Raw genomic sequence first — 18873 nt, 5'->3', positions numbered from 1 at the left:
TAAAATGTTCGTGAAGTGTAACAGATTGGGCGCGTTTGCCCTACGTTTCAACCACCGCGAAAGAAACGCGCTGGGGTCTCATCTGGTGATGAATCCATCGCTAACGTGTTGTCTTCACTGTTTGTATTTTGTTCGTCCGCGCCTTCTCGCAGGCGAAACTCGTCGTCCTGGGCGGTGGCCTGTTCGACCAATTCCGGATTAATCTCGCGTTTAACCTCAACCCCCAGGCTACGGAATGATTCGGCCTGTGCCAGCAGATTGCCGCGTCCGGAGGCGAGTTTTTTCATCGCCTGGCGGTAGTTTTCCTGCGCACGATCCAGGCTCTGCCCGACTGAAGACATATCATCCACGAAGAGGCGCATTTTGTCGTACAGCTTGCTGGCACGATCGGCAATCTGCTGCGCGTTGCGGCTCTGGTGCTCATAGCGCCACAGGTTCGCAATGGTGCGTAACGCCACCAGCAGCGTGGTGGGGCTGACCAGCATAATGTTATTTTTGAGCGCTTCGGTGATAAGTTCAGGCTGTCTGTCGAGTGCCAGCAGGAACGCGGGTTCTACCGGGATGAACATCAGGACATAGTCCAGCGAGCGCAGACCCGGCAGCTGCTGGTAGTCTTTTCTGCCGAGCAGGCGAATATGATTACGCACGGAGGCAATGTGCTCCTGCAGCGCAGACTCGCGGGTGTAGTCATCGTCCGCATTAAAGTAGCGTTCATACGCCACCAGCGTCATTTTGGCGTCAATCACCACATCTTTACCCTGCGGCAGCCGCACGATGACATCCGGCTGCATACGCGAGCGGGCATCGTTTTCGATACTCACCTGCGTTTCGTATTCGTATCCTTCGCGCAGACCAGAGGCCTCCAGCACGCGGGTCAGCACCACTTCTCCCCAGTTGCCCTGGGTTTTGTTATCCCCTTTCAGCGCGCGGGTCAGATTGACCGCTTCCTGCGCCATCTGGGCATTCAGCTGCTGGAGATTGCGAATCTCATGCGCCAGGGTGTGACGCTCGCGGGCTTCCTGACCAAAGCTGTCCTGCACCTGACGGCGAAAACCGTCAAGCTGTTCGCGCAGGGGCGTCAGCAGGCTGTTCAGGCTCTGGCGGTTCTGTTCGTCAACGCGGCGGTTGCTGTGCTCAAAAATTCGGTTGGCGAGGTTCTCAAACTGTTCGCTAAGGCGCTGCTCGCTGTTGATCATCTGGCGGATTTTGTCTTCCGCATGCAGCTGGGTGGATTCAAGGCGGGTGGTCACTTCGCGGAGATCGGCTTCCAGTGACGTGTTGATATCGCGCAGGTTGCGTAGCTCGTTATTGAGCAATTCACACTCGTCGCGCCAGTGTTCGCTCAGCGCAAGCTGCTGTTTTGTCGCGCTTAAATCGGCGACCATCTCTTCTCGCTCGGCCAGCTGGTCGGCCTTCTGCTGCGCATGCTGGTAGCTGGAAATCAGCCAGCCAATCCCTAAGCCCACCAGCGCAATCACCGCGTAAATCAGGATTGAGATATCCACAATGCCCCCTGCATCAACGTATTACCCGCACAAAATAGAATTGTGCTGTATAAACGTCCAGTTTGAAAGGGTTTTCCTGCGAGGCGCTACGCAAAAAATAAAGGCCGAACGCGTCGGCCTTTGATTTCGGAAGAGAGGATTAGATCAGGCGACGCGCTGCTTCCACCACGATTTTCACCGCATGACTTTCGGTCTGCTTCATGGTTTCGGCGTTCGGGATCTCCTGCTGGGTACGGTTGACGATCACGCCCGCCACCATACCGGCACGCAGACCCTGGCTTGCGCACATGGTCAGCAGCGTTGCGGATTCCATTTCGTAGTTCATCACGCCCATGGACTGCCACTCTTCCATTGAGCCTTTGAAACGGCTTACCACGCGGCCTGAGAAGGTGTCGTAACGTTCCTGGCCCGGGTAGAAGGTGTCGGAAGAGGCGGTTACACCCACGTGGGTGGTTGCGCCTACGGATTTCGCGGCTTCAACCAGCGCGGTGGTGCATTCGAAATCAGCCACTGCCGGGAATTCCATCGGTGCAAAGTGCAGGCTTGCGCCGTCCAGACGAACGGACGCGGTCGTGACCAGCACGTCACCGACGTTGATGTGCGGCTGGATAGCGCCGGTGGTACCGATACGCAGGAAAGTACGGATGCCCAGCTGTGCCAGCTCTTCAACAGCAATAGAGGTAGACGGACCACCGATACCGGTAGAGCACACGATCACCGCTTTGCCATCCAGCTCTGCGCGCCAGGTGGTGAACTCACGATGGGCAGCCAGCTTGACCGGCTTATCCATCAGCGCGGCGATCTTTTCCACACGCTCAGGATCGCCAGGGACGATAGCGAGCGTAGCCCCTTGTAAATCGTTTTTGGTGAGGCCGAGATGAAAAACATCAGACTTAGACATAGGTGACTCCTCTGTGGGTCGGTTAGTCAGAAGAAGTAAAACGGTACTTTACAGAAGCAGTAAGCATATTTTCGTGACACACCTCACCATGAATGAAAATGATTACATTGAATTTCCATAAAAAAGTGATTTACATCACATTAACAAGTTATATCGCCAGGTGCTGCACAAAAGATAGACCGTTTAAGGCACTGTGAGTTGTTAACCTGGTGTCTATATTTACCTTTGCGCTAACTCATTGGTACGGAGAATGCCATGACTGAAAAAACCGGTTTTGCACCTGCTGCGGCCCCACATGCTTCAACCATCGTGTCGACGCCAGAAGCGGCAATTACCGCGGGTGAGACCTCCATTCCCTCGCAGGGGGAGAATATGCCTGCTTATCACGCAAGGCCAAAATCGGCAGAGGGCCCACTGCCCATCGTAATTGTGATTCAGGAGATATTTGGTGTTCACGAACACATTCGCGACCTCTGCCGCCGGCTGGCGCTGGAAGGGTATCTGGCCGTTGCGCCAGAGCTCTATTTCCGTCAGGGCGATCCGAACGACTACAGTGATATTCCAACATTGCTCAGCAACCTGGTCAGCAAAGTCCCGGACGCGCAGGTTCTGGCCGATCTCGATCACGTCGCCAGCTGGGCGGCGCGCAACGGCGGCGATCCGCATCGTCTTCTGGTCACCGGTTTCTGCTGGGGCGGACGCATTAGCTGGCTGTACGCCGCGCATAATCCGCAGCTCAAAGCCGCTGTCGCCTGGTACGGCAAACTGGTGGGTGAAAAAACGCTGAATTCGCCGAAACATCCCGTGGATATCGCCACCGAGTTAAATGCCCCCGTGTTAGGGCTTTACGGCGGTCAGGACACCGGTATTTCGCTGGATTCGGTAGAGACCATGCGCCATGCGCTCCGCGCGGCAAATGCGAAGGCGGAGATTGTGGTGTACCCGGATGCCGGGCACGCGTTTAACGCCGATTATCGTCCGAGCTATCACGCAGAATCAGCCAAAGATGGCTGGCAGAGAATGCTGGCGTGGTTTAGCCAGTACGGTGGTAAGAAAGCGTAATAAAAAAAGCCCGGTGGCGGCTATGCCTTACCGGGCCTACGCATCATCAAGCCTGACGCAGGTTCTGCGCCGCCTTCACCATGTTCGCCAGCGCCGCGCGCGTCTCCGGCCAGCCGCGGGTTTTCAGTCCGCAGTCCGGGTTCACCCACAGGCGTTCTGACGGAATGCGCTGGGCCGCTTTTTTCAGCAGGGCTTCAATCCACTCCACGCTCGGCACGTTCGGGGAGTGGATGTCGTACACGCCCGGCCCGATTTCATTCGGGTAGTCGAACTCTTCAAACGACTCCAGCAGCTCCATGTCTGAACGAGAGGTCTCGATGGTGATCACGTCGGCGTCCAGCGCGGCAATCGAATCCATGATGTCGTTAAATTCGCAGTAACACATGTGGGTGTGGATCTGGGTGTCGTCCTTCGCCACCGCAGCGTTGATGCGGAACGCCTCCACGCCCCACTGCAGGTAGGCATCCCAGTCGCTGCGGCGCAGCGGCAACCCTTCGCGCAGAGCGGGCTCGTCAATCTGGATAATGCCAATGCCTGCCGCTTCCAGATCCGCCACCTCATCACGCAGCGCCAGGGCAATCTGTTTGGCGATGGTTTCACGAGTCACGTCTTCACGCGGGAACGACCAGCAGAGAATGGTCACTGGACCGGTGAGCATCCCTTTTACCGGCTTGTCGGTAAGGGACTGGGCATACTTCGCCCACTCCACGGTGATCGCTTCCGGGCGGCTGACGTCACCGATGACCACCGGCGGCTTGACGCAGCGGGAGCCGTAGCTCTGCACCCAGCCGTTCTGGGTAAAGACGAAGCCGTCCAGGTGCTCACCGAAGTATTCCACCATGTCGTTACGCTCGGCCTCGCCGTGCACCAGCACGTCCAGCCCCAGGCGTTCCTGCTCGATAATCGCCTGCTTGATGTGTTCCGCGATGCCGGTGCGGTAGTGATTCGCATCCAGATTGCCCTTTTTGAAGTCCAGGCGCAGGCCGCGGATTTCCGTAGTCTGCGGGAAAGAACCAATTGTGGTGGTCGGCCAGGCGGGCAGATTAAAGCGGGCGCGCTGCGCTTCAGCGCGCACCTCGTACGGACTCTGGCGCTGGCTGTCCTGGGCGGTGATGGCCGCCAGGCGTTTCTCCACCGCCGGGTTGTGCACGCGCGCCGAGTGACGACGCGCCTGGATCGGGGCGCTCCATTCGGTAATCGCCGCCGTGTCGCCGCTGTTCAGCGCGTCGCGCAACAGCGTCAGCTCTTCACATTTTTGCAGGGCGAAGGCAAACCAGCTTTTCACCTCAGCATCCAGACGTGTTTCCACGCTCAGATCGATCGGGCTGTGCAGCAGGGAACAAGATGAGGCCACCCACAGCTCGCGTTTACCGGCGATGTCTTTGATTTGCGCGTATTTCTCGGTGAGATCGGCGCGCCAGACGTTACGGCCGTTGATCAGCCCGGCGGAGAGCAGCCAGTCCGCTGGCAAACGCTTATGCAGTTCCGCGACATCGTCTTTACCGTGTACGAGATCAACGTGCAGGCCCTGCACCGGCAGCGCGGTAATGGTCTTCAGGTTCGGCGTCACGCCCTCGAAATAGGTCGTCAGCAGGAGTTTTACCTGACCGGTGAGCGCGTCATACGCCGGTTTGAAGGCATCGAGCCAATCCTGCGGCAGCTCAAGCACCAGCGCCGGTTCGTCGATTTGCACCCACTGAATGCCGCGTTTGCCCAGCTCACTCAGCACCTGTTTGTAGACCGGCAGAATATCCTTCAGCAGGCTGAGTCGGTCAAACGGCTCGCCCTTTACTTTGCCCAGCCACAGGTACGTTACCGGCCCGAGCAGCACCGGCTTCACCTGGTGGCCCAGCGCCAGCGCTTCGTCCACCTCGTCCAGAAGCTGCGTCCAGGTCAGCCTGAACTGCTGGCCTTTGACGAACTCCGGCACCATATAGTGATAGTTGGTGTTAAACCACTTGGTCATTTCCGCCGCTGCCGCTGGCTCCCCCGTTGGCGCGCGGCCACGGCCGATGCGGAACAGGGTATCGATATCTACCGATCCATCTTTGTTCTGATGACGAGCCGGCACGTTGCCAAGCAGCAGGCTGGTCGTCAGAACATGGTCGTACCAGGCGAAATCGCCCACCGGCAGCAGGTCAATGCCCGCCTGTTTTTGCTGCTCCCAGTGGCGGGCGCGCAGCTCGCGCCCCACCGCCAGCAGCTCTTCACGGGTGGCATTACCCGCCCAGTAGCTTTCTTGCGCTTTTTTCAGCTCGCGACGCAGGCCGACGCGAGGGAAACCGAGAGTGTGATTGCGGATTGTCATGGTGTGCCCCTTGTGAAATTCGTTATTTAGACGTCCAGATGTTTACACATCTATAATTGGCAGGTACTGTATATTCCTCAAGCGCAATATGTTCATGGCGAAGTGAAGGACTTTCATGATCGAGATTAAACACCTGAAAACGCTACAAGCGTTGCGGAACTGCGGTTCGCTCGCGGCGGCTGCGGCCACGCTGCATCAGACCCAGTCTGCCCTTTCTCACCAGTTCAGCGATCTGGAACAACGCCTCGGCTTCCGTCTTTTTGTGCGTAAGAGCCAGCCGCTACGCTTTACGCCGCAGGGTGAAATTCTTCTTCAGCTGGCAAATCAGGTACTGCCGCAAATCGCCAGCGCGCTGCAGGCGTGTAACGAACCGCAGCAGACCAAACTGCGCATCGCCATTGAGTGCCACAGCTGTATTCAGTGGCTGACCCCCGCGCTTGAGAACTTCCGCCAGAAGTGGCCGCAGGTGGAGATGGACTTTACATCCGGCGTGACCTTTGACCCGCAGCCGTCGCTTCAGCAGGGCGAGCTGGATCTGGTGATGACGTCAGATATTCTGCCGCGCAGCGGCCTGCACTATTCGCCGATGTTTGATTATGAAGTGCGCCTGGTGCTGGCCCCGGACCATCCGCTGGCCAGTAAAACGCGCATCACGCCGGAAGATCTGGCGACAGAAACGCTGCTGATTTATCCGGTGCAGCGCAGCCGCCTGGATATCTGGCGCCACTTCCTGCAGCCGGCAGGCATTAGCCCGCAGCTGAAAAGCGTGGATAACACCCTGCTGCTGATTCAGATGGTGGCGGCAAAAATGGGTATCGCGGCGCTGCCGCACTGGGTGGTGGAGAGTTTTGAACGCCAGGGTCTGGTGCAGACCAAAACCCTGGGTGAAGGACTGTGGAGCCGACTGTACGCCGCCGTGCGCGATGGCGAGCAGCGTCAGCCGATTACGGAGGCGTTTATTCGCTCAGCGCGGAACCACGCGTGCGACCATCTTCCGTTTGTGCGGAGCGCGGAGCGACCCATCGGCGATGGACCCACAGCGAAGCCAGGATCACCGCTCCCCCAATAATAAAGCTCGGCCAGTGCGGCTGTTGCTGCCAGATGGCAAGGTTGACCAACAGCCCTGCCGGGACATGCACGTTGTTCATGATCCCCAGCGTACCGGCGTCTACCTGCGTAGCGCCGTAGTTCCACATGAAGTACCCCAGCCCTGACGCCACCACGCCCAGCCAGACCAGAACGCCCCACTGCACGGCGGTGGTCGGCAGCTTTTGCGGGTTACCGAGCATAAACCACGCCGCCACCGCGACAATCGCGGCGCCCATATAAAACCAGGCGAACGCGTTATGCTGCGGCATCGGACGGGTTTCCATCAGGCGTTTGTAGCCCACCATGCCGATGGCAAAACTGATGTTGGCGAGCTGGACGAACATCAGCCCGGTCCAGAAGTGATCGCTGACTTTGTCATAGCGAATAATCGCCGCGCCAATCACCGCCAGCGCGGCGCTAAGCAGGTATCCCCAGCGCAGGCGGCGCCTGCTGAGCAGGTCGTAAATCAGCGTGATATAGAGCGGCGTCAGCACGGTAAAGAGCAGGAACTCGGAGACAGACAGGTAGACGTAGGCCCGGAAGCTGAACAGATACATGATGCCGAGCTGCATCGCTCCCACCAGCATATACAGCACAATCGTTTTCAGCGATTGCCCGCGCGTGCGCAGAAACGGCAGGAACACCAGCGCCGCCAGCCCCACGCGCATCAGCACCGAGAAGTAGCTGTCGACCGAACCGGCAAGGTATTCGCCAATCAGGCTAAAGGAGAAGGCCCACAGGATAGTGGTGATAATGAGTAGCGCCACAATGCTTGTCTCTCAGAAAGAAGGAGAGGCATTGTAGCGAACTCTTTAGTTGACAACTGAGTAATAAATAATCGAATGAAGATTATTCAAGGAACAGTTTGCGCAGGTATTTCGGTACCGCGTTGTCTGCGTTAGAACCAATCACTTCCAGCTCAGGGTGCAGATCCTTCAGACGCTGGTGCGCGTTCTGCATGATGCAGCCCTTGCCCGCCATCGAAAGCATCTCGGCGTCGTTCATGCCGTCACCGAAGGCGATACAGTCTTTCAGCCCGAAGCCCAGACGTTTCGCAACCGCTTCCAGAGCGTGACCTTTGGAGACGCCACCCGCCATCACCTCCAGGCAGGTCAGGGTTGAGAAGCTCACGTTGACGCGATCGCCCCAGCGGGCGTTGATCGCCTGTTCCAGCGGGAGCAGCTCTTCGTGGCTGTCACAGGTGAAGAACACCTTGCTGATCCCTTCCGGCTCCAGCAGGCCCGGTTCGTAGAGGGAGTAGTTGAATACCGCTTCCTTGAAGAAACGCATTTCATCCGGGCGGTGGCGGTTCATAAACCAGTCGTCGTCGCGGTAAACGTTAGTGACGATAGCCGGGTTGTTATGGACCACGCCGAACAGATCGGCGGCAATATCGCGATCCAGATTGTGGGTAAAGATCAGGTTGCCGTCGGTATCATGCACGCGCGCACCGTTGGAGGTGATCATGTACGATTTGATCTCAAGATTATCGCGGATCTGCCCCACGTCCACGTGGTGGCGGCCGGTGGCGAACACAAAGTTCACGCCACGGGCAGTCAGGAGTTTTAAGGTCTCTTTCGCGTAAGGCGACAGGGTGTGGTCGGAGGAAAGCAGCGTGCCATCTAAATCAGATGCAACAACCTGGTACATAGGGATTTCAACCTCTGGTGGAAAACAAGAATCAATTATGCCTGTTGAAAAATTCAACAATGGCGTTAAGCGCGACTGAGCGCATAGCGTCCTTTTCAAAAAGGATCTCATGGAACGCGCCGTTAATGACCAGCGGTTTACCCCCTTCACAAGGGTGACCGGCTGCAGCGCGCAGTTCACAATAGCGGTCATGCATGCGGTTATCGACCACACGCTCTTCTTCCGCCTGGATCAGAAGCGTCGGCGTGTCATCATCGCCTACGCCCGCCAGCACCTGCTCACCGGCCAGAATACCCTCCCGCACCCAGTGCCAGGTTGGGCCGCCGACGCGCAAGCGCGGTTCATCGGCATAAAAGCGCAGGTTGCGGCGATAACGCTGCCGGCTGTGGGTTAAGACGTTGATGGCGAACGGCAGCGCGCGCCAGCGTCCTGTGCCAATGGCGTAACCTTCACGAATGCGCTGATGGCCCTCAGCCCAGTCAAGAAGATGGCGCACCATCCAGTCAGGAAAACGGATCACGATACCGTACATCGGCGCGGTGAGCGCAATGGCGTCGCACTGGTGCGCATAACGCTGCAAAAACAGCGTCGATATTGCGCCGCCCATGGAGTGCGCAAGAATATACCGCTTGCGCCAGGGGCCGGGCTGCACGTCCTGCTGCCAGAACGCGGCAAAATCGTCGACGTAATCGCTGAAGCGATCGACGTGCCCACGGTGCGTGTCCGGCAACATACGTCCGGACAGCCCTTGCCCACGATGGTCGATGATCAGCACATCGAACCCCATATGGACCAGGTCGTAGGCCAGCTCGGCGTATTTAACGTAGCTTTCAATACGCCCAGGGCAGACCACAATCACCCGGTCATTTTTTTCATTTCGGAAACGAACGAAACGCACAGGGATGCCCCCGACGCCCGTAAACTCATCTTCCTCACGCTGCCGCCAGAAATCGGTCAGCGGCCCCATAGAGAAAGCAGCAAAAGCGTTTTCTCGTGTTTCCCAGTCCTTTTTCTGCTGAAACATTGGGTTTCCACTCACGTAATCCAGGGAATATCGTTTTTTTCGTCACCGGTCACAAAATGACTCAATAATAGCGTATTGTGGCATAAAAATAGACGGTTCGGGAGTTTCAAATGACCTTCGAATGGTGGTTCGCCTACCTGCTGACATCCATTATCCTCAGCCTTTCTCCGGGTTCGGGGGCTATTAACACCATGACCACCTCCATCAATCACGGCTACCGCGGTGCGGCAGCGTCGATTGCCGGTTTGCAGACCGGGCTGGGCATTCATATTGTGCTGGTCGGGATTGGTCTGGGAACCCTGTTCTCCCGCTCCGTGCTGGCCTTTGAGGTGCTGAAATGGGCCGGGGCAGCGTATCTCATTTGGCTCGGCATTCAGCAGTGGCGCGCGGCAGGCTCCATCAACCTGAATACGCTGGCTCAGACGCAAAACCGCGGCCATCTGTTTAAGCGCGCGGTGTTCGTCAACCTGACCAACCCGAAGAGCATCGTTTTCCTCGCCGCGCTGTTCCCGCAGTTTATCGTTCCGCATCAGCCCCAGGTGATGCAGTACGTGGTGCTGGGCGCGACCACCATTATCGTCGATATCATCGTGATGATTGGTTATGCGACGCTGGCGCAGCGAATTGCGGCGTGGATTAAAGGGCCTAAGCAGATGAAGGCCCTGAATAAAGTCTTTGGCTCGCTGTTTATGCTGGTTGGCGCGCTGCTTGCGTCAGCGCGTCATGCTTAGCGAGAAATGATGAGATGAATGCCGAAGCCGGCGAACAGCGCGCCGGCGAAGCCGTCAATCCACTTCGCGATACGCTGATAGCCGCGGCGCATCGCCGGTAAGGCAAACAGGCTGGCCACGATAGTAAACCAGGCAAAGGTTTCAACGACGATCAGCAGGAAGATGCCCCAGCGCGCGCCCGCGCCGACGCTATCGCCGACAAACAGCGAGAACACCGAGCCGAAATAGATAATCGCTTTTGGGTTCGCCAGATTGGTCAGCAGCCCTTTTACAAAGCTGCGGCCGCCCGTTGCCAGCTCCACCTTCGGCTCTTGCGGCTTTTTCTCTTCTTTCTTCAGCGCCCCGCGCAGCATCTGGTAGCCCATCCAGCACAGATACAGGCCGCCGCCGACCATAATGATGTTATGCAGCCAGGCCATCTTCGCCAGGATTAGGTTCAGACCGAGCAGCGCAACGGCCGCCCAGACCATAACGCCCATGGTGATACCGAGCACGCCCATCATCGCCTCTTTGCGGGAGCGGCTGACGGCCGTTTGTGATACGAAGAAAAAGTCCGGGCCGGGGCTCATCAGCGCAACGATGTGCACTAACGCCACGGTGAGAAATAGCATTAACATAATTAGCTCGCGAGGAAATAATTCAGTGAGTCATCATCCTGGCACTTTTTCGCCCGGCTGACTACTCCTCATCATCACCATCGGCGTGAGAGCGGATGAGCGCCATAAACTCTTTACCGAAGCGCTCCAGCTTGCGCGTCCCCACGCCGTTGACGCTGAGCATTTCGCTGGCGCTGAGCGGCATCTGCTCGGCCATCTCGATCAGCGTCGCGTCGTTGAACACCACGTAAGGAGGGATGTTTTCTTCGTCGGCGATGGCTTTACGCAGCTTGCGCAGTTTGGCGAACAGCTTGCGGTCGTAGTTGCCGCCGTAGGATTTCTGCATCACGCGTGGCTTCAGGGCGATGACGCGCGGCACGGCGAGCTTGAGTTCAACGTCACCGCGCAGGACAGGACGCGCCGCCTCGGTCAGCTGCAGGGCGGAGTGCTGGGCAATGTTCTGCGTGGCGAAGCCGAGGTGGATCAGCTGGCGAATGATGCTCACCCAGTGTTCGTGGCTCTGCTCCTTGCCAATACCGTAGACCGGCAGCTTGTCGTGGCCCATATCGCGGATACGCTGGTTATTGGCGCCGCGCAGCACCTCCACCACGTAGCCCATCCCGAAGCGTTGATTCACACGATAAATGGTCGAGAGCGCCTTACGCGCGTCCATCAGGCCATCGTACTGCTTTGGCGGGTCGAGGCAGATATCGCAGTTGCCGCACGGCTCCTGGCGCCCTTCACCAAAGTAGTTGAGCAACACCAGACGACGGCAGGTTTGCGCTTCGGCAAACGCGCCCATCGCGTTGAGCTTGTGGCGCTCGATATCCTGCAGCTGTCCCTGCGGCTTCTCTTCCAGACAGCGGCGCAGCCACGCCATATCGGCCGGATCGTAAAACAGCATCGCTTCCGCAGGCAGCCCGTCACGCCCGGCGCGGCCGGTTTCCTGATAGTAGGATTCGATATTGCGCGGGATGTCGAAATGCACCACAAAGCGCACGTTTGGCTTGTTGATCCCCATTCCAAACGCCACGGTCGCGACGACGATTTGCAGGTCATCGCGCTGGAATTTTTCCTGCACGTCGGCGCGGATGTGGTTCTCTAATCCGGCGTGATAGGCGGCGGCGCTAAAGCCACGGTTTTGCAGACGCGCGGCGGTGTCTTCCACCTTCGCACGGCTGTTGCAGTAGATGATGCCGGACTTGCCGCGCTGCTCCTGGACGTAGCGCAGGAGCTGATCCAGCGGCTTGAACTTTTCCATCAGCATATAGCGGATGTTGGGGCGGTCAAAGCTGCTAACCTGAATATAGGGGTCGTTCAGCCCGAGCAGACGAACGATATCCAGCCGCGTGGTGTCATCCGCCGTGGCGGTAAGCGCCATAAACGGCAGCTCGGGGAAGCGCTGACGCAGCTGGCCGAGGGCAGCGTATTCCGGGCGGAAATCGTGTCCCCACTGGGAAATACAGTGCGCTTCGTCCACCGCCAGCAGGACCGGGTTCCAGTGCGCCAGGTGATCGAGGAAGTTATCCAGCATCAGGCGTTCCGGGGCGATATACAGCAGGCGGATCTGCCCGGTACGACAACCGGCCATCACCTCTTGCTGCTGCTCCCGGGTTTGGGTCGAGTTGAGACAGGCCGCCGCCACGCCGTTGGCAAGCAGCTGGTCAACCTGGTCTTTCATCAGAGAAATAAGGGGGGATACCACGACCGTCAGGCCGTTAAGCACCAGCGCGGGCACCTGATAACAGAGGGACTTGCCGCCACCGGTCGGCATTACCACCAGGCAATCACGACCTTCCAGCACCGTTTCAATGATGGTTTCCTGGCCGGGGCGGAACTGCTGGTAGCCAAAGGTTTCATGCAAAACCTGTTTAGCCAGCGACTCCTGATTCAATACTTCCGCCTGCGCCACGTTAACCCCATATGCCAAAAATGAAACAGGCGCTATTTTCAGCGCCTGAGAGAGAAACTTCAACGTTTAACGCAAAAACATTCGAACAGCCTAGAGAATATCGTTCAGCATCACGCCCACGCCGATGCGGGTCTGGTTGAAGTTGTAATCGATAAGCGACTCGCCGTAACCGCTGTACACCTGAGTGTAGATGCGGACATGCTTCGTCATTGGATAGCTTAAGCCCACTTCCGCACCGCCGTAGCCGGTGTTCCAGTTGTACTGGCCTTTGGCGCTGAGCACGGCATCGCCTAACTGATAGCCGACTTTAAGCTGGTAGTAGCCCATATATTTGGTGATATCCGGGTTGTCATCCGTACTGCCGACCACATACCACGGCTTCACTTCCACCATCCAGTTACCGTTCTGCGCCATCAGACGCGTATAGGCACGGTTCCAGCTGCGGGATGTCGGGTCAGAGCGACCGTTGGAATCGTGGTTAAAGCCCACTTCGACATCGCGCAGCGTCCAGCCCGCAAACTCATAATCCGTTGCAAAACCGAGGAACAGCTGCGGCTCATAGTTGGTTTCACGGAACGGCGAGGATTCTCCGCTGTTAGAGAGCTGCCACCAGGATTTCTGCGTGTAAGACGCCCCGAGCACCGAGTTCGGGCCCAGAATACCGCGCCAGAACGGGAACGCGAGGCTGAGCTGGAACTTCACCTCATCTTTACGCGCATTATCAGACCAGTTATAGGAGCTTATCGCCTCTTTGTTGAGATCGCTGGTCTGGGTGTAAATCACATAGTTGGTGTCATACGGATAGAGCGTGAACGGATTGTCATGCTCCTGAAGAAGGTTCGCGATAATGCTACCGTGAACGGCAGGTTTATCATGCACCTCTTTGATCGTCGCTTCCTGCGCATATGCTGTGAGGGGCAGCGCAACCGCCGCCAGTAACCAGGCCAGATACGTCCGCATCGGTGGTGTTCTCCTGCAAAAGAGTAAAATTAGCTGAATAGTTATGTGGCGAACATTCTACAGACTTCTGCGACAACTGCTGCATCCTCGTTTCTGAAAGTGGAATTCCTTGTTGCCGAGGCATAAAATCAACATTTCGTTAACAATAAGGATGTGATGCCTCATGTCAGCCATGCTTACCGCCGAAGAAGTGTTAAAACTCGTGGGCGAGATTTTTGTTTACCATATGCCGTTTAACCGTGCGCTGGGACTGGAGCTGGAGCGTTACGAGAAAGATTTTGCCCAACTGAGCTTCAATAACCAGCCGATGATGGTGGGCAACTGGGCGCAAAGTATTTTGCACGGCGGCGTGATTGCCTCCGCGCTGGACGTGGCGGCAGGTCTGGTCTGCGTGGGCAGTACGCTGACCCGCCATGACACCATCAACGAAGACGAACTCCGGCAGCGTCTGGCGCGCATGGGCACCATTGATTTACGCGTCGACTATCTTCGCCCGGGGCGCGGTAATCGCTTTACCTGTACCAGCAGCCTGCTGCGCGCGGGGAATAAAGTTGCCGTGGCGCGCGTTGAATTACACAACGAAGAACAGGTGTATATCGCCAGCGCAACCGCCACTTATATGGTGGGTTGAGGCAGCAAAATCGGGTAAAATTAATTCACTTTTTTGTAACGGATTTTCCCGATGGATGCTAAACAGACGCGGCAGGGCGTTTTACTCGCCCTTGCCGCTTATTTTATTTGGGGTATCGCCCCGGCGTATTTCAAGCTTATCGCCTACGTTCCTGCCGATGAGATCCTGACTCACCGCGTTATCTGGTCATTCTTCTTTATGATTGCGCTAATGAGCCTCAGCCGTCAGTGGTCGGGCGTCAAAACGCTGCTGCAAACCCCGAAAAAGATTTTCCTGCTGGCGCTCTCAGCGGTGCTGATTGGCGGCAACTGGCTGCTGTTTATCTGGGCGGTGAATAATCATCACATGCTTGAAGCGAGCCTGGGGTACTTCATTAACCCGCTGGTGAATATCGTGCTGGGGATGATTTTCCTCGGGGAGCGCTTCCGCCGGATGCAGTGGGTGGCGGTGATTCTGGCCTTCTGTGGCGTACTGGTGCAGCTCTGGACCTTCGGCTCGCTGCCGATTATCGCCCTCGGTCTGGCGTTCAGCTTTGCCTTCTACGGCCTGGTGCGTAAGAAGATTGCGGTTGAAGCACAGACGGGGATGCTGTTTGAAACCCTGTGGCTGCTGCCGGTAGCGGCGATTTATCTCTTCGGCATTGCCGACAGCGCCACCAGCCATATGGGCAGCAACCCGTGGTCGCTGAACCTGATGCTGATGGCGGCGGGCGTGGTAACCACCATTCCACTGCTGTGCTTCACCGGTGCCGCGACGCGCCTGCGTCTCTCCACGCTGGGCTTCTTCCAGTACATTGGCCCGACGCTGATGTTCCTGCTGGCAGTGGTGTTCTACGGCGAAGTGCCGGGGGCGGATAAGATGGTGACGTTCGCCTTTATCTGGGTGGCGCTGGCAATCTTTGTTGCGGATGCGATTTATACCCAGCGCAGGGTGCGCAAAGGGCTGTGATGTTGCCCTCACCCTAACCCTCTCCCACAGGGAGAGGGAATTCGCCTCGCTCTTACAGCCAGTTCCGGCGCTTGAAATAGAGATACGGCGCCAGCCCCGCGAGGATCATAAAGATAATCGCCCCCGGGTAGCCAAAGCTCCACTTCAGCTCCGGCATAAACTCGAAGTTCATCCCGTAGCTGGAGGCTACCAGCGTCGGCGGCAGGAACACCACGGAAACCACCGAGAAGATCTTGATGATGCGGTTCTGCTCGATGTTGATAAAGCCCATCGCCGCCTGCATCAGGAAGTTCACCTTCTGGAACAGGGATTCGTTGTGCGGCAGCAGGGATTCGATATCTCGTAAGATCTCACGCGCCTGCTCCAGCTGACCGCCCGGCAGACGCGCCTTGCGCACCAGGAAGTTCAGCGCGCGCTGGGTATCCATCAGACACAAGCGCACCTTCCAGCCGATATCTTCCAGCTCCGCCAGCGTGGAGAGCGCTTCGTCGTACTCATCGCCCTGATGGCCTTCCATGATCACGCGGCTAAGCTTTTCCAGATCGCTATAGATGTTTTCAATTTCGTCCGCCAGCTGTTCAATTTTGGTCTCGAACAGATCGAGCAGCAGCTCGTAAGCGTTACCGTCCACCATTGCCTGGCTGCGGGCGCGCATGCGGTAGAGGCGGAATGCCGGCAGCTCACGCTCGCGCAGGGTAAACAGACGGCCGTCGCGAATGGTAAACGCCACGGTGGAGTTACCCGCGTGGTCTTCCGCATCTTCAAAGAAGAAGAAGGAGTGAATATGCAGACCGTCTTCGTCTTCAAAAAAACGCGCGGATGCTTCGATGTCTTCCAGTTCTGGGCGGGTTGCCAGGCTTTGCCCCAGTTCAGATTGTACGCGAAGGCGCTCATCGTCGTCCGGCTCGACCAGATCCACCCATACGGCATCAATGAGGGGCTGTGACTCTTCGGCTTCAAGCCGAGTCAGTCGGTTATTTTCGAGTTGAAATGCGCTCAACATGACCGGGACTCCCAATGCAAAAAATATCGGACAGTTCGGTGGGCACACAGAAACAAATTGGGTTTCAGACCATTAAACAGCCTGACTCAGCGCGACGGGAATAATGCAGGTCGCTGACAACCACTAAGGCCATCAGCAAGAGGAGATAGCCTTAGGAGTTGTTCCTGGATGACAGGGAATTGAGCCAGTATCTACTGGGTGTGTCCAAGGCGAATGTCCTCTTAGCGTAATCGTGCGCGCATGTTACGCCAGCTATAACTGTGGCGTCAACACGCAACGGAACGCTGAAGGGCATTAATTGACCTTCACTGTATAAGGCTAGCAGATTATTACAAAATAATGATATTTTTCTGAATGTTAGACTGTTTCCAGCTTCGCATAGGCCGCCACCAGCCATTTGATCCCCTGCCCCTGGAACGCTACCTGCAGGCGGCTGTGCTCGCCGCTGCCTTCCAGATTCACAATGGTGCCTTCGCCAAACTTCGAATGGCGCACGCGCTGGCCCAGCTTGTAGCCGGTGTCGGTTTCCGCAATCGGTGAGCCCATGCGCTGATGGCTGACCGGACGGCTGATGCTCGCCCGCAGACGCACCTCTTCCACGCACTCCTCCGGCAGTTCGCCGATAAAGCGCGATGGACGGTGATAGACCTCTTTACCGTACAGACGTCGGGTTTCGGCGTAGGTTAGCGTCAGCTTTTGCATCGCGCGCGTCACGCCCACGTAGGCCAGACGACGTTCCTCTTCCAGACGTCCGCCTTCATCCAGCGACATCTGGCTCGGGAACATCCCCTCTTCCATCCCGACGATAAACACCTGCGGGAACTCCAGACCTTTGGCGGAGTGCAGGGTCATCAGCTGAACCGCATCCTGCCAGGTGTCCGCCTGTCCTTCACCCGCTTCCAGCGCGGCGTGGGAGAGGAACGCCTGCAGCGGCATCAGGTCTTCGTCTTCTTCGTTGTAGCTGAACTGGCGCGTTGCCGTGACCAGTTCCTCTAAGTTCTCAATACGGGTCTGGCCCTTCTCGCCTTTCTCCTGCTCGTACATGGTTCTCAGGCCGGAGTCTTTAATCACCCGGTCGGTCTGCACGTGCAGCGGCATGTCGGCCGTTTCCTGCGCCAGAGCGTCAATCAGCTCAAGGAAGCGCTGCAATGCGCTGGCGGCACGTCCGGCGAGCGCTTTTTCCTGCAGCAGCTCGCGGCACGCCTGCCACAGCGTCAGTTGGCGATCGCGCGAGACCTGACGCACGACGTCCAGCGTGCGGTCGCCAATCCCGCGGGTCGGCGTATTGACCACGCGCTCAAACGCCGCGTCGTCGTTACGGTTCGCAATGAGGCGCAGATACGACAGCGCATCTTTGATTTCCTGACGTTCGAAGAAGCGCATACCGCCGTAAATGCGGTACGGCATGCTCACCTGCAGGAGCGCCTCTTCCAGCACGCGCGACTGGGCGTTGCTGCGGTAGAGAATGGCGCACTGCTCCAGCGTGCCGCCGTTATCCTGCCAGGTTTTGATGCGGTTCACCACGAAGCGGGCTTCGTCGAGCTCGTTGAAGGCGCAGTAGATCGAAATCGGTTCGCCGTCGACGCCGTCGGTCCACAGCTTTTTACCCAGACGCCCGTTGTTGTTTTCAATGAGGGCGTTGGCCGCGCTCAGGATGTTGCTGGTTGAACGGTAGTTCTGCTCCAGACGGATAGTTTCCGCGCCGGGAAAGTCGTTGAGGAAGCGCTGGATGTTCTCCACCTGCGCCCCGCGCCAGCCGTAGATCGACTGGTCATCATCGCCCACGATCATCACCTTGCCGGTATCACCGGCCAGCAGGCGGATCCACGCGTACTGAATGTTGTTGGTATCCTGGAATTCGTCCACCAGAATATTGGTGAAGCGTTCGCGGTAGTGCTGCAGGATGTGCGGTTTGTTGAGCCACAGCTCGTGAGCGCGCAGCAGCAGCTCGGCAAAATCCACCAGACCGGCGCGATCGCACGCTTCCTGATAGGCCTTGTAGACGTTCTGCCAGGTCTGCTCGACCGGATTGCCGAAGCTCTGAATATGGTGCGGACGCAGCCCCTCGTCCTTCTGGCCGTTGATGTACCACATCGCCTGACGCGGCGGCCACTGCTTCTCGTCGAGGTTCATCGCCTTGATCAGGCGCTTCAGCAGACGTAGCTGGTCTTCGCTGTCGAGGATCTGGAAATCCTGCGGCAGGTTGGCGTCCATATGGTGCGCGCGCAGCAGGCGGTGCGCCAGGCCGTGGAAGGTACCGACCCACATGCCGCCCTGGCTGGTGCCCATCAGCTGGGCGATACGGTGGCGCATCTCTGCCGCCGCCTTGTTGGTGAACGTCACCGCCATGATGGAGTACGGGGAGCAGTTCTCCACGCTCTGCAGCCAGGCGATACGGTGAACCAGCACGCGCGTCTTACCACTGCCCGCTCCAGCCAGCACCAGCAGGTTGGTGCGCGAGGCGGCAACCGCGTCACGCTGTTTGTCATTAAGGCTGTCGAGCAGGTAAGAAACGTCCATTGGCACCGTCACGTCATGTCGGGCAGGCGAATG

The 18873-nt window shown here is 57.7% G+C and carries 17 protein-coding genes; 5 read left to right on the top strand and 12 right to left on the bottom strand.

Features of this window, described 5'->3' with window-relative positions; all coding sequences use genetic code 11:
* Positions 1-47: 47 nt before the first annotated feature.
* Both rmuC and udp read right to left on the bottom strand, forming a co-directional pair.
* A complete protein-coding gene (rmuC, locus tag ACOTZB_RS21920) occupies positions 48-1505 on the bottom strand; it encodes a DNA recombination protein RmuC (RefSeq protein ID WP_126331095.1) in 1458 nt (485 codons plus the stop codon).
* A gap of 139 nt (positions 1506-1644) precedes the next feature.
* Positions 1645-2406 carry a uridine phosphorylase gene (gene udp / locus ACOTZB_RS21915; protein ID WP_003860792.1) on the bottom strand — a complete coding sequence of 254 codons (762 nt, stop codon included), beginning with the start codon at positions 2404-2406 and terminating at the stop codon, positions 1645-1647.
* A 255-nt stretch (positions 2407-2661) separates the two neighbouring features.
* Between udp and ACOTZB_RS21910 the strand changes: the two genes are divergently transcribed.
* The gene (locus ACOTZB_RS21910) at positions 2662-3468 is read left to right on the top strand and encodes a dienelactone hydrolase family protein (protein WP_115877022.1); all 807 of its coding nucleotides are present in this window, start codon (positions 2662-2664) and stop codon (positions 3466-3468) included.
* Positions 3469-3514: 46 nt separating this feature from the next.
* Here the strand turns inward: ACOTZB_RS21910 and metE are convergent, their stop codons facing one another.
* Positions 3515-5776: a 5-methyltetrahydropteroyltriglutamate--homocysteine S-methyltransferase gene (gene metE, locus ACOTZB_RS21905; protein ID WP_421628506.1), complete on the bottom strand. Its 2262-nt coding sequence runs from the start codon at positions 5774-5776 to the stop codon at positions 3515-3517.
* A 115-nt stretch (positions 5777-5891) separates the two neighbouring features.
* Between metE and metR the strand changes: the two genes are divergently transcribed.
* Positions 5892-6845, top strand: coding sequence for an HTH-type transcriptional regulator MetR (gene metR, locus ACOTZB_RS21900; RefSeq protein ID WP_421628505.1), 954 nt, complete (start codon positions 5892-5894; stop codon positions 6843-6845).
* On the opposite strand, the gene ACOTZB_RS21895 is transcribed toward metR, so the two are convergent.
* The 3 genes from ACOTZB_RS21895 to pldB all read right to left on the bottom strand — a co-directional run bounded on the left by ACOTZB_RS21895 (position 6733) and on the right by pldB (position 9539).
* The gene (locus ACOTZB_RS21895) at positions 6733-7632 is read right to left on the bottom strand and encodes a carboxylate/amino acid/amine transporter (RefSeq protein ID WP_032665167.1); all 900 of its coding nucleotides are present in this window, start codon (positions 7630-7632) and stop codon (positions 6733-6735) included. The genes metR and ACOTZB_RS21895 overlap by 113 nt on opposite strands.
* An 82-nt stretch (positions 7633-7714) precedes the next feature.
* Entirely contained in the window at positions 7715-8515 is an 801-nt protein-coding gene (yigL, locus tag ACOTZB_RS21890; protein ID WP_421628504.1) for a sugar/pyridoxal phosphate phosphatase YigL, read from the bottom strand.
* Positions 8516-8546: 31 nt separating this feature from the next.
* Positions 8547-9539, bottom strand: coding sequence for a lysophospholipase L2 (gene pldB / locus ACOTZB_RS21885; RefSeq protein WP_193805295.1), 993 nt, complete (start codon positions 9537-9539; stop codon positions 8547-8549).
* A gap of 110 nt (positions 9540-9649) precedes the next feature.
* Here pldB and rhtB point away from each other — a divergent pair, with 110 nt between their 5' ends.
* The gene (gene rhtB / locus ACOTZB_RS21880) at positions 9650-10270 is read left to right on the top strand and encodes a homoserine/homoserine lactone efflux protein (RefSeq protein WP_008501533.1); all 621 of its coding nucleotides are present in this window, start codon (positions 9650-9652) and stop codon (positions 10268-10270) included.
* Here the strand turns inward: rhtB and rhtC are convergent.
* The 3 genes from rhtC to pldA all read right to left on the bottom strand — a co-directional run bounded on the left by rhtC (position 10267) and on the right by pldA (position 13738).
* Positions 10267-10887: a threonine export protein RhtC gene (gene rhtC / locus ACOTZB_RS21875; RefSeq protein ID WP_025757538.1), complete on the bottom strand. Its 621-nt coding sequence runs from the start codon at positions 10885-10887 to the stop codon at positions 10267-10269. The two genes, rhtB and rhtC, sit on opposite strands and share 4 nt — an antisense overlap.
* A gap of 61 nt (positions 10888-10948) precedes the next feature.
* On the bottom strand, positions 10949-12778 hold the full coding sequence (gene recQ, locus ACOTZB_RS21870) for an ATP-dependent DNA helicase RecQ (RefSeq protein ID WP_029741834.1): 1830 nt from the start codon (positions 12776-12778) through the stop codon (positions 10949-10951).
* A gap of 90 nt (positions 12779-12868) precedes the next feature.
* Positions 12869-13738: a phospholipase A gene (gene pldA / locus ACOTZB_RS21865; protein ID WP_126331085.1), complete on the bottom strand. Its 870-nt coding sequence runs from the start codon at positions 13736-13738 to the stop codon at positions 12869-12871.
* A 163-nt stretch (positions 13739-13901) separates the two neighbouring features.
* On the opposite strand from pldA, the gene yigI reads away from it, so the two are divergent.
* Both yigI and rarD read left to right on the top strand, forming a co-directional pair.
* Positions 13902-14369: an acyl-CoA thioesterase YigI gene (yigI, locus tag ACOTZB_RS21860; protein ID WP_008501538.1), complete on the top strand. Its 468-nt coding sequence runs from the start codon at positions 13902-13904 to the stop codon at positions 14367-14369.
* A 51-nt stretch (positions 14370-14420) separates the two neighbouring features.
* Positions 14421-15317 (top strand): EamA family transporter RarD, encoded by an 897-nt coding sequence (rarD, locus tag ACOTZB_RS21855; RefSeq protein WP_023309622.1) that lies wholly within the window; start codon positions 14421-14423, stop codon positions 15315-15317.
* A 52-nt stretch (positions 15318-15369) separates the two neighbouring features.
* On the opposite strand, the gene corA is transcribed toward rarD, so the two are convergent.
* The 3 genes from corA to uvrD form a co-directional block, all read right to left on the bottom strand.
* The gene (corA, locus tag ACOTZB_RS21850) at positions 15370-16320 is read right to left on the bottom strand and encodes a magnesium/cobalt transporter CorA (protein ID WP_008501540.1); all 951 of its coding nucleotides are present in this window, start codon (positions 16318-16320) and stop codon (positions 15370-15372) included.
* 151 nt (positions 16321-16471) lie between these two features.
* Positions 16472-16528 carry a YsgD/CorL family protein gene (ysgD, locus tag ACOTZB_RS21845; RefSeq protein ID WP_212743980.1) on the bottom strand — a complete coding sequence of 19 codons (57 nt, stop codon included), beginning with the start codon at positions 16526-16528 and terminating at the stop codon, positions 16472-16474.
* A gap of 149 nt (positions 16529-16677) precedes the next feature.
* Entirely contained in the window at positions 16678-18840 is a 2163-nt protein-coding gene (uvrD, locus tag ACOTZB_RS21840; protein ID WP_193805297.1) for a DNA helicase II, read from the bottom strand.
* Positions 18841-18873 lie beyond the last annotated feature (33 nt).

Origin of the sequence: Enterobacter cloacae complex sp. SHL020 (assembly GCF_049236945.1) — a bacterium.
GTDB lineage: Bacteria > Pseudomonadota > Gammaproteobacteria > Enterobacterales > Enterobacteriaceae > Enterobacter > Enterobacter dykesii.
This window is presented reverse-complemented; position numbering and strand designations above follow the sequence as displayed.